We start from the raw sequence: 14,593 nt of genomic DNA on the forward strand, positions 1-14,593 counted from the left end.
TGTTTTGATTGACAAAGACTTCCTGTTCTTTTTTATAATAATAACCCCATTCTGAGCTTTTCGTTTGCCGCACTCTATCCCCATTATTTGCCCGCTTTGCGCTGCCAATGCCCCGAACTGACCCGTAACGACGAACTGCTTTGTATGCTGATTTTGCTGAATCAGAGCACTGACGAGATAGCCCTTGCTTTAGGCATTTCGCGTGCCAGTGTCAATTCCGGACGAAGCCGTATCCGCAAGAAGTTAGGATTGGGCAAAGATGAATCGCTCGAGGCCTATTTACAGAATATCCGGAAGTAGGCCGTCCGCTATTCAGGAATACCTCCTCGGATAACGGAATAGAATGGCCAGCAGCGCACAGATACCCATTGTAAACGGATAATACAGGTTTCCGATGATACTGAGCGGAGAGATCTGTGCCAGTCCGGCAGCAATCAGCATTTGTGCTCCGTAAGGGATGATCCCCTGTACGAGGCACGAGAAAGTATCGAGGATACTCGCTGTCTTTCTTCGGTCCAGATGAAACTTCTTCGCGATATCTTTAGCAATCGGTCCGGTAGTGATGATAGCGATCGTATTGTTAGCCGTGCAGAGGTTGGCAATGCTCACCAGTGCGGCAATGCTGAGTTCTGCTCCCCGTTTTCCGTTTACATGCCGGGTCAGTTTGTTAATAATGAAATCTATTCCTCCGTTGTAGCGGATGGTTTCAAGCATTCCACCCGCCAGCAGAGTGATGATGATCAGTTCACCCATTCCGGTAATGCCCGTTCCCATAGCTCCGAACCAATCGAAGAATCCGAGGCTGCCTGTAGCGATACCGATTACACCACTGGTGAAGATACCTATTATCAAGACCAACATTACGTTCATTCCGGCTATGGCCGTTCCCAATACGATAAGGTAAGGAATCACTTTCACCCATTCGATCTCCTGTACCTGTGGCGGAGCAGCTACCGAAAGTCCCTGAAAGATATAGATACCTAATACCACCAGTGCGGCAGGCACTACGATCATGGAGTTTACCCGGAACTTATCACGCATCACGCATTCCTGTGTCTTGGTCGAGGCAATGGTTGTGTCGGAGATGAACGAAAGATTATCTCCGAAGAATGATCCGCCCACTACCACCGCTACCATAAACGGCAGGTCTATGCCGGTTTTTTCCGCCAGTCCGATGGCAACGGGAGTCAGTGCCACGATGGTTCCCACGCTGGTACCGATAGATAAGGAGATGAAGCAAGAAGCCAGAAAAATGCCTGCCAATAAAAGGTTATCCGGCAGAATATGGAGTGTGAGGTTTACAGTGGCATCGATGGCTCCCATCTGCTTGGCACTCTGCGCAAAGGCTCCTGCCAGAATGAATATCCACACCATCAGCATGATATTTTTATTGGAAGCTCCTACCGAGAACTGATAGACGCGTTGTTCCAGATTCAGTCCCCGTGTGATGGCGATGGCATAGCACGACGAGATGAGGAAGGCCACCGTTATAGGAACTTTGTAGAAATCGTTCACCAGGATGGAGGTGACCAGATAGAGGCACAAGAACACGAATAAAGGGCTGAGTGCCCACCAGCCTGAAGTGCTTTTATGTATCTTTTCTTCGTTTATCATTGAATGATTCTTAAAATTTTGAGGTGCAAAGATAGTGAATGATAGGGAGAAAAACGGTAATTTTGCACCGACAATATAAAGATTAACGCTAACCGCTTCATGCATTTAAAAATTTCCGGAGAAGAACGCTGTGAGGCGGGAAGCTTTGGTGCGAGTTAGCAACAGGGGCGGTGCGAAGTGATTCGTGCCGCTTTTTCATGAATATGGGTACTGTTCCTGAAAAAAAATGTCTTTTTGTTTTGCGGGAATAAAAAGAACTATTACTTTTGCCGCCGATAAACAGAGTATTCACCCTTTAAATAATCGGAAAGGGTTTTAATTATGTCAGAGAAATAATATCTTCAAACTTGGAACTGAGTTGACCCGTCGGGAGGATGGGGCTTTGCAACTTTGTTTTTTTATACGCATCGCAATTCTGCTGCTGGCGATGCAGGTTGATTAGTTCCACAATCACGTTTAATTTATTTATTATTCACTTCAATGCTGTGAACAGGATGTGTTATATCCTTTTCTAAAGTATTGGTATCCCGCATATTGTCTGTTGCCTGCCCGTGGCAGGTAGCCGGTATTGTATGCGAAAGAAAAACAGTATGGGAATACGTTTGAAAGATTTAAGCAAACTGGGATATAGAGACAACGTGGCCCGTAGTCTGGCCGTTGCCCTCGTCAACAAGTATTGTAAACACGAGACAAAAGAGCGGATATTGGCTATCCTGGGCGATGTACTCGGAAATCCCGAAATATATAAAAACAACGAAGTATGGAGTAAACTGGCCGAACAACTTTCTCCTACTTTAGTCGAAAAAAGTTTTACGTCGTATGATTTGCTCGACGAGCCTTTGGCTTATAAAACATACGGAAGCAAGCATATTGAAACATTGGCCAAACAACAGATGAATCTGGCTATGCGCCTTCCGGTCACTCTTGCCGGAGCGTTGATGCCCGATGCACATGCCGGTTACGGATTACCCATAGGAGGAGTATTGGCTACGGATAATGCAGTCATTCCGTATGCGGTGGGAGTTGATATAGGTTGCCGGATGAGTCTTACCCTGTTTGATACCGGGGAAGACTTTCTAAGGCGTTATTCGCATCAGATGAAAGAAGCGCTGAAAGAATTCACTCATTTCGGCATGGATGGCGGGTTGCCTTTTGTTCAGGAACACGAGGTACTTGACCGGGAAGAGTTCCGAATGACTGAATTGCTGAGAGGGCTGCATGGCAAAGCGGTGCGACAGCTGGGAAGTTCCGGTGGTGGAAATCATTTTGTGGAGTTTGGCAGGATCAGCTTGCAGGCGGACAATGTCTTAGGAGTTCCGGAGGGTAGTTATGCGGCTTTGCTTTCCCATTCCGGTTCACGGGGACTGGGTGCTGCCATTGCCAAGCATTACAGTCTGCTGGCCCGTGACATCTGTCGCTTGCCCCGCGAGGCTCAGCACTTTGCCTGGTTGGGATTGGATACGGAAGAGGGGCAGGAATACTGGCTTAGTATGAATCTGGCAGGCGATTATGCCCGTGCCTGCCATGAACGGATTCATCTGAATCTGGCCAAAGCTCTGGGACTGAAACCTCTGGCCAATGTGAACAACCATCATAACTTTGCATGGAAGGAGGAACTTGCTTCCGGACAAACTGCCATTGTACACCGTAAAGGAGCAACTCCGGCTCAGAAGGGCCTTCCGGGACTGATTCCCGGAAGTATGGCCACCCCCGGTTATCTGGTATGTGGAAAAGGAGTGGGTGAAGCCCTTTGTTCCGCTTCTCATGGAGCAGGACGCGCCATGTCCCGCCAAAAAGCGAAAGACAGTTTTACCCAGTCAGCACTGAAGAAGTATCTTTCGCAGGCCGGCGTGACACTGATTGGCGGTAGTGTCGAAGAAATGCCGTTGGCTTACAAAGACATTGACCGGGTGATGCAGACTCAGGAGGCATTGGTGGAAATTCAGGGTACCTTTATGCCCTGTATCGTACGAATGAATAAAGAGTAGAATGATGGAAAAGACGTATTTACAAATCACTTCGGGACGTGGTCCCGTGGAGTGTTGCCGTGTAGTGGCATTAGTGCTTGAGAGAATATTAAAACAGGCCCAGACCCGGAAACTGAAAGTGGAAATAGTGGAAAAAGAAGCCGGTCCTGCCAACCGTACATTGCTGTCGGCAGTCATTGCACTTGAAGGTGCAGGTTGCGATACACTGGTGGAAGAGTGGGAGGGAACCGTGTTGTGGATTGCCCGTAGCCCGTACCGGATTCATCACAGACGCAAAAATTGGTTTGTCGGTGTGCAGACCTTCTTGCTGTCCGAAAGCCGTGAGGCAACCGAAAATGAAATCCGTTATGAAACTTTGCGGGCTTCCGGACCCGGCGGACAGCATGTCAATAAGACGGAATCTGCTGTAAGGGCTGTCCATATTCCCAGCGGAATCAGTGTAGTGGCATCCGACCAACGTTCACAATGGCAGAATAAGAAACTGGCCACCGAACGATTGCTGGTCAAGCTGACTCCTTGGAATGTAGAGCAGGCAATGATTCAGGCACAGGCTAACTGGAGTAACCACAACAGCCTTCAAAGGGGAAACCCGGTGAAGGTCATTCAAGAAGAGCTCCGGTTTTGAGTATTAACGATTAAAAGAAAAAGCTATGTTATCAGAAAAATATGGTCGTACCTACCACTATCCGTTCTCTCCCGGGACGACGAGTGACGACCGAATCAATCATACCTATTGGGAGGATATCCGGGAGATAAACACGCTGGTCCATACCGAAAAACTGGATGGGGAGAATAATTGTTTAAGCAGATACGGGGTTTTTGCCCGTTCGCATGCTGCTCCTACCACTTCACCATGGACGAGCCAGTTGCGTCAGCGTTGGGAGTTGTTGAAGAATGACTTGGGAGATATTGAACTCTTCGGCGAGAATCTGTATGCTGTTCATTCCATCGAGTACAAGCGGCTGGAAACCCATTTTTATGTGTTCGCAGTCCGCTGTCTCGACAAATGGCTGTCGTGGGAAGAGGTGAAGTTTTATGCTGCTTTGTTCGATTTGCCTACTGTACCCGAATTGTGTACGGAGCGTGTAAACGGACTAACAGCCGAAACCCTGAAACAGCATGTCATCTGCCTGGCCGGGGAACCAAGTGTCTTCGGATCGCGCGATGCGCTGACAGGGATGGACTGTACCCGTGAAGGGGTAGTAACCCGCAATGCCGACGAGTATCTTACCGCAGACTTTGCCCGTAATGTGTTTAAGTATGTCCGTCAGGGGCATGTGCAGACAGACGAGCATTGGACACGGCATTGGAAGCGTGCCCGCCTGGTGTGGGAGTCGAAACAAGAGAAAGGAGGTAACGAATGATTTGGAGATTGACAGAACGGAAAGATTGGGATTCACTGGTACAGCAGTTCAGCTGGGTGCGGGATATGGATCTGGTTCCCCAGCACGCTTTGCATCATGCCGAGGGAAGTGTAGCCGTACATACCCGCATGGTACTCGAGGCATTGCAGCAACAGCCTTCCTATCTGAGGCTTGCGGAGCAGGACCGGGAGATCCTTTGGGCAGCCGCTTTGCTTCACGATGTAGAAAAGCGTTCGACTTCGGTCGATGAAGGCAATGGGCAGATCACCTCCAAAAATCATGCGAAGCGGGGGGAAGCTACTGTACGCACCCTCCTTTACAGGGATATTTCTACGCCTTTCGGTATTCGCGAGCATATTGCCTCTCTGGTACGCCATCATGGTTTGCCTATCTGGCTGATGGAACGGGAAGATCCCTTGAAACGTGCTTGTGAAGCTTCGCTGAGGCTGGACACTTCGTTACTGAAACAGTTGGCTGTGGCCGATATTTGCGGGCGTATCTGCACGGACAGGGAAATACTGCTGGAAGCTACCGAACTCTTTGAAATGTTTTGCCGTGAACAACAATGCTGGGGGAAAGCCCGGACATTTGCCGGTGATACGGCCCGCTTCCATTATTTTCATACGGATCAGGCTTATATCGATTATGTCCCCCACGATGATTTCAGATGTGAGGTTACTTTGCTTGCAGGCCTGCCCGGTATGGGTAAAGACTATTATATAGAGTCTCGATGTGCCGATATGCCGGTTGTCAGTCTGGATGCTATCCGACGTGAACATAAACTCAGCCCCACGGATAAAGCGGCTAACGGCTGGGTGGCACAAACGGCCAAAGAGCAGGCACGGGTCTACCTCCGGAAGGGACAGGACTTTATTTGGAATGCCACCAACGTGACCCGCCAAAGACGTGCCCAGTTGGTCGATTTGTTCATCACCTATGGGGCACGGGTGAAAATAGTCTATATAGAGAAACCTTACTCCGTCTGGCGGCGGCAAAACGGCATACGCGAATATAAAGTGCCGGAGCCGGTTCTGGATGCGATGTTGGATAAACTGGAGGTTCCCCGGTTGACAGAAGCGCACGAAGTGGTTTATGCCGTGCAGGAACAATAGGGCTACACCCAACCGGGGGGAGGGTGTAGCCTTAGGTACCTTGGGGTGTAGCTATCCGGACCGGATGGCTACACCCTGTTTATTTTCCGGCGGTGTCTGTATTTTGTTTGTAATATTGTAACGGCGTTTTTCCGGTAAAGCGTTTGAAACTCTTGATGAAATGATTTAGGTCACAATACCCATTATCGACAGCAATACCCGTTAAGTCATTCTCCCCGTTAGCCGGTAGTTCGCTGTAGGCATGAATCAAGCATCGGATGCGGCCGGAACGAGAAGGGATAAATAAACGCCGATACTGTTGAGGATTTATCATTATGTGTTTATCTTTGTGCCCGGTGAATTGATAACTAACGGTAAGGAGGGATTGCATCATGATAAAGATACTGGTTGTGGAAGATGAACAGCGTGTGGCGGAACTGCTGAAGCGCGGTCTCGAAGAGTCCGGCTATCAGGTGGAACTTGCCTACGACGGAGCTTGGGGGTTGCGCCTGTTCCGTGCCGGAGAGTTTCAGATGGTCATTTCCGATGTAATCTTGCCGAAGATGAGTGGTTTCGAACTCTGTAAAGAGATACGGAACATCAATAACCGGGTTCCGGTACTGATGCTGACAGCGTTGGGCACAACGGATGATAAGCTCGACGGTTTCGATGCCGGGGCTGACGACTATATGGTGAAACCTTTCGATTTCCGCGAACTCGATGCCCGTATCAAGGTATTGCTGAAACGACGACTTCCCGGTATACCCGAAACACAACTTACGGAACTCGTCTATGCGGACTTGCGCATCGACCGGCAGACAAAAACCGTCTATCGGCAGGAGAGGGAGATCAAACTCTCTCCCAAAGAGTATAACCTGTTGCTTTATATGGCCGAGAACCCCGAACGGTTACTTACCCGTGTTGAAATAGCCGACAAGGTGTGGAATACCCATTTCGATACGGGCACCAACTTTATCGATGTGTACATCAACTATCTCCGCAAAAAGATAGACCGGGACTATGATGTGAAACTGATCCATACCAAACCCGGTATGGGCTTTATATTCAGGCAGGAGTTATGAAGATAGGTACCCGGCTCACTCTCCGCTATACCGGTTTCACGGCAGCCGTTTTTCTGTTGCTGGTAGCTGCTATCTATCTGTTTTCGGAGCGGAACCGGAGCAATGAATTCTTCCGTGACCTGAAAAAGGAAGGCATCACCAAAGCCAACCTTTTCCTCGACAACCGGGTGGATGCCAAGACCATGCAGTCCATTTACCTCAACAACCGCGAATTTATCAATGAAGTGGAGGTAGCCATCTACGATACTACTTTCCATTTGCTTTATCATGATGCCAAGCAGATCGACCTGGTGAAAGAGACCCCTGAGATGATCGACCGAATTTTGCAAAATAAATCTATCGAGTTTTATCAGGACGGTTATCAGGTCATCGGGCTCCTTTACACGTTCCATGGTAAACCTTATGTCATCACAGCGGCTGCTTTCGATGGTTACGGATATGCCAAGCAACACTCTTTGCAGACCATGCTGATTGTTCTTTTCTTTTTAGGTATCGCTCTTTTGGCGGGAGTCGGTTACCTGCTTTCGCGGAGTGCCCTGGCTCCTGTGTCCGATATTCTCGGGGAGGTGGAAGCTATTTCTGCTTCCCGTCTCGACCTGCGTGTGCCGGTGAAGGACGAAAAAGATGAATTGGGCGAACTTGCCACCACCTTCAATCGGATGCTGGAAAGGCTGGAACAGTCTTTCGATTCTCAGAAAATGTTCGTCAGCAATGTGTCCCATGAACTGCGTACTCCCATGGCTGCCCTGATTGCCGAACTTGAACTGGCTCTGCTGAAAGAGCGTTCTTCCGAAGAATATCGCCGTGCCATCGGTAATGCGCTCGACGATTCGCGTAAGTTGGTGAAACTTTCCGAAGGGTTGCTCAATCTGGCCAAGGCCGATTATCTGCCCGAGCAGATCAAATTGGAAGAGATCCGTCTGGACGAGCTTCTGCTCGATGCCCGTGAGATGGTGATGAAAGCCAATCCCGACTATACCATCGAATTGATATTCGGCGAAGAAGCCGATGATGACTCCGTCCTCACGGTGTTGGGCAACGGCTACCTGTTGAAAACAGCTTTTGTCAATCTGATGGAGAACAATTGCAAGTTCTCCGCCAATCACACTTCTTTCGTCCAGATCAGCTTTTGGGAGCAAAAGTCTGTTATCCGCTTTTCGGACACGGGTATCGGTATGAATGCCGATGACATGCAATACCTGTTTTCTCCTTTCTATCGGGGAAGCAATAAAGACTATGCCCGTGGAAACGGCATCGGGATGATGCTGACTCAAAAGATCATACATACCCATAAGGGTGAAATCACCGTCAATAGCCAGCCGGGTGAAGGTACGGTCTATACGGTGGAAATTCCTCATATCTGAAGAAACTCTAATAAAACTCTAATAGTACTCTAATCGTTCTCTAACGCCCCTTTTGCGGGGAGCTCCCTACCTTTGTACTGTAAAGGCAAATGAATGAATGGGATTCTTCCAATAGGGAGCGGCCCCGTATCTCTAAAAAAAATGTACTATGATGATTTTTAGAAAGAAACAAACAGACAAGACTGTGCAGTTCAATACCGAGAAGGTATTTCTGGCAGCAACCCAACCGCTGAAGTTGGTGTATGGCTATTTTTGTACTACCCCCCACGGACTCTCGGAGGAGGATGCGGAAGAGCGGCTTAAAAGCTGCGGTGAGAATAAAATCGTGCAAGAGACGCACCCCAATCCGCTTCTGATGTTTTGCAAAACCTTTATCAACCCCTTTATCGGTGTACTGATGGCACTTGTGCTTGTGTCGTTGGTGCTCGACGTCTGGATGGCCCGGCCCGAAGAGCGGGAGTGGACCAGTATCCTTGTCATCGGAAGTATGGTGATGATGAGTGTCGTGTTGCGCTTCTCGCAGGAGTGGCGCTCCGGCAAGGCTTCGGATGCTTTGCAAAAGATGGTGAAAAATACCGCATCCGTCATTCGTAGCGGTGCCCCGGAGCCGTACGAGATCAACATTACAGACTTGGTGCCGGGAGACATCATCTGTCTGGCTGCCGGAGATATGATTCCGGCCGATGTCCGTGTCATCGAGTCGAAAGACCTGTTCGTCAGCCAGTCCTCGTTGACCGGAGAATCCGATGCCATAGAGAAGTGTGCCGTATTGGCGGAGGATCGTCACCGTTCCGGCAGTGTGGTCGAGCTTGATGATATTTGCTTCATGGGCTCCAATGTAGTGAGCGGTTCGGCACGTGCCATTGTTTTCGGTACAGGGCGAGATACCTATCTGGGCACCATCGCCCGGAGTATCGTCGGCGTACGTGCGCAGACGGCATTCGATAAAGGAATCAGCAATGTCAGTCTTTTGCTGATCCGTTTCATGCTGGTGATGGTGCCTCTGGTGTTTCTCATCAACGGAGTGACGAAAGGCGACTGGTTCGAAGCCTTTATTTTTGCCATTTCCGTAGCCGTGGGACTGACTCCTGAGATGCTTCCGATGATTGTCACCGCTAACCTGAGCAAAGGAGCTGTCTCTATGGCTAAGAAAAAGACCATTGTCAAGAACCTCAACGCCATCCAGAATTTCGGGGCGATGGACATTCTTTGCACCGATAAGACCGGGACACTGACCCGCGACCACATTGTGCTGGAAAAGTTTATCAATGCTGACGGGAGCGAGGATCACGAGTGCCGCGTACTCCGTCATGCCTATTTCAACAGTTATTTCCAGACGGGGCTGAAGAATCTGATGGATCGTGCCATCCTTTCACATGTTCGTGAGTTACAGTTGGATTATCTCAGGGATGCTTATACCAAGGTAGACGAAATCCCATTCGACTTTACCCGCCGACGTATGTCCGTGGTGGTGGAAGACGAACAGAGGAAGCGTCAGATCATCACCAAGGGAGCGGTAGAGGAGATGCTTGCAATCTGCACTCATGCAGAGTTTGGCAAAACCGTTCACGAGTTGACCGATGAGCTGCGGCGAAAAGCCTTTGTCATCAGTGAGCAGATGAACAAAGAAGGTATGCGTGTGCTGGCGGTGGCACAGAAGAGTTGGGTAGAAAAAGAACATGATTTTTCTGTCGAAGACGAATCCGGAATGGTGCTGATCGGTTATCTCGCTTTTCTCGACCCTCCCAAACCTTCGGCAGCCAATGCCATCCGGCAGCTCCATAGCCATGGAGTCGATGTGAAAGTGCTGTCCGGTGATAACGAAGCGGTTGTACGTACCATCTGCCGTCAGGTGGGAGTCGATACGGCCTGTACGCTGAACGGTACGGAGATAGAGCGGCTGACGGATGAAGAACTGAAGTTGAGAATACGGCAGACTACCGTGTTTGCGAAGCTGGCTCCGATGCAGAAGACCCGTATCATCACCTTGCTGCAGGAATTGGGACATACGGTGGGCTTCCTGGGTGATGGCATCAATGACGCTTCCGCCCTGCGCCAGTCCGATGTGGGTATATCTGTGGATACGGCTGTGGACATCGCCAAGGAGAGTGCTGACATCATTCTGCTGGAGAAGGATCTGATGGTGCTTGAAGATGGAGTGATAGAGGGACGCAGAACGTTTGGCAACATTATGAAGTACATCAAGATGACTGCCAGTTCTAACTTTGGCAATATGTTCAGCGTGCTGGCTGCCAGTGCCTTTCTGCCTTTCCTGCCTATGCTGCCTGTCCATCTGCTTGTTCAGAATCTGCTGTACGATACGTCGCAGTCCACCATTCCGTTCGACCGGATGGACCCGGAGTACCTGATGAAGCCGCGCAAATGGGATGCATCCGACCTGAGCCGTTTTATGATTTTTATCGGTCCGGTCAGTTCTATTTTCGACATAGCCTTATTTCTGGTCATGTGGTATGTGTTCGGTTGCAACTCTCCCGAACATCAGACTCTCTTTCAGTCCGGTTGGTTTGTAGAGGGCTTGCTGTCGCAAACGTTGATTGTACATATGATCCGTACCCGCAAGATCCCGTTTATTCAGAGTACGGCATCCTGGCCGGTATTAGGACTAACGTCCGTCATCATGGTTCTGGGAATCGTCATTCCCTTCACGCAGTTTGGGGCTTCCATCGGGTTGATGCCGTTGCCGCTCAGTTATTTCCCCTGGTTGGCGGGCATCCTGCTGAGCTATTGTGTGCTGACGCAGCTTATTAAACAATGGTATGTGAAGCGGTTTACGAAGTGGCTGTAAACACGAATAAAGACCTTAAAAACGGGTCATCCTGTTGTTATAGCAGGATGATCCGTTTCTGCATAATCTCTTTGAGCTGTGCCTGTAACTGGCGCGCATTGATGGGTTTGGGCATGTATCCGTCGAATCCGCTTTCCATCACCCGCTGTTCGTCCGAAGCGTAGGCAAAGGCCGTAACTGCGATGATAGGGACTTTGGCCGAATATTTACGGATCTCTTTAGTGGCTTCATATCCGTCCATGACCGGCATGTTGATGTCCATCAGGATAATCTGCGGATCTTCTTTGCGGAATATTTCTACGGCTTCGCGGCCGTCCCAGGCATGAAGCAGGCGGTAATCCTGGCGGAGGATGGACTCAAATAACCTGAAGTTGCTTTCGTTGTCTTCGGCAATCAGGATGGTCAGTTTGTCTTTCTCTACCGCAATGGGCTGTATAACTGTTTTCCGGACAGGTTCAGCTGTCGATGCGGCTTCGTAAGGGAGGGTAAACCAGAATGTGGAACCTTTACCTTTCTCAGACTCCACACCGATGTGTCCGCCCATGTGGTTGACCAGTGTCTGGCAGATGGATAGTCCGAGCCCTGTGCCTTGTGCGAAACTGTTCAGTTTGACGAATCGGCCGAATATGCTTTCCTGCTCGTCCTTGGCAATGCCGCAACCGGTGTCGGCAACGTAGAAATAAAGCTCTTTTTCGCGAAGCTCGTAGCCAAAGCGGATACTCCCTTTCTCGGTGAACTTGATGGCATTGGTCACCAGATTGATGATCAGCTGGGAAACACGGTTCTTTTCCAGATGAACCAGGCAGCGGTCTGCCGGAGGTACGAATTCCAATTTCACGGCTTCGGATTTCATCTTGAGCTGCAACGTGCTTTCCAGCTCTTTCATTACGGCATTCAGCTCGACGTTGGAGTATTGGAACTCAAGGGTGCCGGCTTCTATTTTCGACAGGTCGAGGATGTCGCTGATCAGTTGTAAGAGCAGGGTGTTGTTATTTTCGATGATGTTGACGTATTCTCGTTTTTCTTCTTCCTCATCGGTAGATGCCAAGATACCCGAAAAGCCTACGATGGCATTCAGCGGAGTACGGATTTCATGGCTCATGTTGGCAAGGAAAGCCGATTTCAGGCGGTTGGATTCTTCGGCGCGGTCTTTGGCCGTGGTAAGTTCCATCTCCATCTTTTTTCGTTTGGTAATGACCAGTGAAGAGCCTACCAGCGTGGTAGGATTTCCGTTTTCGTCGCGGGATTCTACGGCGGCCTGGGCTTCTACCCATTCCACTTTGTGGGTGTGGTTCTGTACGTTGATAACCCGGTATTCCTCCTTTACCTTGTCCGTGCGACCTTCAATCAGGTCTTTGTATGCCTGTTCCACCCGTTTGCGGTCTTCTTTGAATATCTTTGAGAAGTATTGCGTGTCCGGCACGGCCAGTTGCTCGTCGTTCACGCTGTTGCCGGGTGAACTGAGTTCGATGGGTTTGTTGATGTCACACAGGATGGTTTTGCTGAGCAGATCCCATTTCCATGGAATGATATTTGCCACATCCAATGCCATCGACAGCTTGTGGTTGGTGGCGGTCAGTTTTTGTTGTGCCAGGTGTAATTCGGTACTGTCCAGACAAAAAATATCGACCACGTTATTCTGATGGGTACCTTTGAGGACGATATCGTAGAATTTATTGATTTTCCTGAAATAGTATGGGAAAGTAACAACCCGGTTTTCCTTGAGTGACATCTGGATGAAGTGCAGGAACTCGGGGAGGGATTCGGGAAACATCTCACTTGCTTTCTTGCCTACTGCATCTTCTCTGCGGAAAAAGTTCTGTTCGAAATGGGGGTTTACGTTCAGGTAGATCAAATCTGTGCCTATGCCTTGTTCGTTTGTTATCAGCTTCTCCTGCATATAGAGGATGGGCATGTTGTTGATCAGGTTTTTATAGCTGGTCATGGTCTCTATCTCTTTCAACTGTGTTTTCTTAAGTCTGTTCAGTGTGCGGATGCGGTACTGGAAAAACAGGACGAGCAGGACGATGGAGATGCATGTACCTATAAGGAAGTAGCTGTATTGTTCCCAGAAGGTGTGCGGTTTGTTGATGAAATACGTGTTGGCCGGACATAAGTCGGGAGAAAATCCTTTATGGATCAGTGTCTCATAATTGATGATGGGCATACCGTCCAGAGGATAATAGTAAGGGAGGGTGCGGGGTTGCCTGCCATTCAGTACATCGGAAAATATACCGAGAAGCCGCTTGTCGAATTCTATCTGATTGTAAGAATATCCTCCGGTCATCCCGCTGCTTTTGTCTTTTACGTCAATGGTGCTGAGGGCAAACAGGGGAGGTGAAACAGTAGAAACAATTTTGGGTGATACGATAGACAGTGAAGTGTTGCCCGCAAACTTCCGCTTATAGAACCAGGAAGAAAACAGGATGCCGGTGGTCCGGGGATTGACAAAGTTGAGAGAGTCGATCAGTTGGTTGGTCTCCAGAATATTCTCAGGAGATAAAAAAGTATATTGGACCCCGGGATGGCTGGATTGTAATATTTCCTGTATTTCTATACTGTTCGTTTGATTGACGAATCTCTGATCGCCTACATAAATCAGCTTTTTCATATCGGGAAGGATATGAAACATTAACTCCAGGTTTTCACGTATGTATTGGTTGGAGTAAAGAAGGACGAGGTTATAGGGTTGGGCCAGTTCGGTCAGTGGGATTCGTTCGGACGGAGGGACGGGGTGTTTCTTCAAATAATATTCTCTGGGACCGATGTAGTCTTTTTCGGAGCAGAGTATGATCGGGACATCACCCCATACCTTTCTGAAGTCGTCCCGCAACATCAAGGTGGAATTACCCAGCAATAATAGTGCGCGCGGGGAATGGGAACCATACTTCTCGAACAGGTTGGTCTTGAATTCACACAGTGTACTGTCATTATCCATCATCAAGAGATTCATGTGTTCGGCATAAATGGCTAAGTGAGGATCATCCTTGACAAATTCGGTTGCTGTAAAGATCAGGCGGTTGCTCCATGCGAAGGCTTCCGTATAGGTGTTAATGACCAGAATATAGTCTTTGGTATTCATTGCCTCTTTTTGGGCGGATACAGGGCTTACTGATAGGAAACATGTGAAAAGAACCAACAGTTTTCTCAGCAATGGGGTACAGAAAATGGATGTTACTCCAAAGGAAGTAGTCATAAAATTCTATTGAATGATGGCGATGTTTTGTTTATTCGACTGTAAAAGTATTAATAATAAATGAATTATGACCTGTTTTTACTTGATT

At 48.9% G+C, this 14,593-nt stretch carries 10 protein-coding genes and 1 pseudogene; 8 read left to right on the forward strand and 3 right to left on the reverse strand.

Features of this window, described 5'->3' with window-relative positions; translation table 11 throughout:
- Positions 1-60 precede the first annotated feature (60 nt).
- Positions 61-300 (forward strand): annotated as a pseudogene (locus tag QK890_RS17405) (helix-turn-helix transcriptional regulator); the annotation flags it as partial.
- Between the two features lie 12 nt (positions 301-312).
- Here the strand turns inward: QK890_RS17405 and QK890_RS17410 are convergent.
- The gene (locus QK890_RS17410; RefSeq protein ID WP_032537020.1) at positions 313-1,614 is read right to left on the reverse strand and encodes a Na+/H+ antiporter NhaC family protein; all 1,302 of its coding nucleotides are present in this window, start codon (positions 1,612-1,614) and stop codon (positions 313-315) included.
- A gap of 590 nt (positions 1,615-2,204) precedes the next feature.
- Between QK890_RS17410 and QK890_RS17415 the strand changes: the two genes are divergently transcribed.
- From QK890_RS17415 to QK890_RS17430, 4 genes are read left to right on the forward strand one after another with little or no spacing between them, the layout of a single operon-like run.
- A complete protein-coding gene (locus QK890_RS17415; protein ID WP_032540464.1) occupies positions 2,205-3,602 on the forward strand; it encodes an RtcB family protein in 1,398 nt (465 codons plus the stop codon).
- 4 nt (positions 3,603-3,606) lie between these two features.
- Positions 3,607-4,227: a peptide chain release factor H gene (prfH, locus tag QK890_RS17420; RefSeq protein ID WP_220653799.1), complete on the forward strand. Its 621-nt coding sequence runs from the start codon at positions 3,607-3,609 to the stop codon at positions 4,225-4,227.
- 25 nt (positions 4,228-4,252) lie between these two features.
- Positions 4,253-4,966 carry an RNA ligase family protein gene (locus tag QK890_RS17425; RefSeq protein ID WP_032540466.1) on the forward strand — a complete coding sequence of 238 codons (714 nt, stop codon included), beginning with the start codon at positions 4,253-4,255 and terminating at the stop codon, positions 4,964-4,966.
- Positions 4,963-6,078, forward strand: a complete 1,116-nt coding sequence (locus tag QK890_RS17430; protein ID WP_186992690.1) for an AAA family ATPase — start codon at positions 4,963-4,965, stop codon at positions 6,076-6,078. The genes QK890_RS17425 and QK890_RS17430 overlap by 4 nt, the downstream gene beginning before the upstream one ends.
- Positions 6,079-6,157: 79 nt before the next feature.
- On the opposite strand, the gene QK890_RS17435 is transcribed toward QK890_RS17430, so the two are convergent.
- The gene (locus tag QK890_RS17435) at positions 6,158-6,391 is read right to left on the reverse strand and encodes a helix-turn-helix domain-containing protein (RefSeq protein WP_032540469.1); all 234 of its coding nucleotides are present in this window, start codon (positions 6,389-6,391) and stop codon (positions 6,158-6,160) included.
- Between the two features lie 58 nt (positions 6,392-6,449).
- On the opposite strand from QK890_RS17435, the gene QK890_RS17440 reads away from it, so the two are divergent.
- The 3 genes from QK890_RS17440 (at position 6,450) to mgtA (ending at position 11,309) form a co-directional block, all read left to right on the forward strand.
- Entirely contained in the window at positions 6,450-7,139 is a 690-nt protein-coding gene (locus QK890_RS17440) for a response regulator transcription factor (RefSeq protein WP_005806723.1), read from the forward strand.
- The gene (locus QK890_RS17445; RefSeq protein WP_022011618.1) at positions 7,136-8,503 is read left to right on the forward strand and encodes a HAMP domain-containing sensor histidine kinase; all 1,368 of its coding nucleotides are present in this window, start codon (positions 7,136-7,138) and stop codon (positions 8,501-8,503) included. The genes QK890_RS17440 and QK890_RS17445 overlap by 4 nt, the downstream gene beginning before the upstream one ends.
- A 151-nt stretch (positions 8,504-8,654) precedes the next feature.
- The gene (mgtA, locus tag QK890_RS17450; RefSeq protein WP_220653800.1) at positions 8,655-11,309 is read left to right on the forward strand and encodes a magnesium-translocating P-type ATPase; all 2,655 of its coding nucleotides are present in this window, start codon (positions 8,655-8,657) and stop codon (positions 11,307-11,309) included.
- A 37-nt stretch (positions 11,310-11,346) separates the two neighbouring features.
- Here mgtA and QK890_RS17455 read toward each other — a convergent pair whose 3' ends face one another.
- Entirely contained in the window at positions 11,347-14,391 is a 3,045-nt protein-coding gene (locus QK890_RS17455) for an ATP-binding protein (RefSeq protein ID WP_259444525.1), read from the reverse strand.
- Positions 14,392-14,593: the final 202 nt, after the last annotated feature.

Source organism: Bacteroides sp. NGMCC 1.200775 (assembly GCF_040798045.1).
In the GTDB taxonomy this organism is placed as follows: Bacteria; Bacteroidota; Bacteroidia; order Bacteroidales; family Bacteroidaceae; genus Bacteroides; species Bacteroides hominis.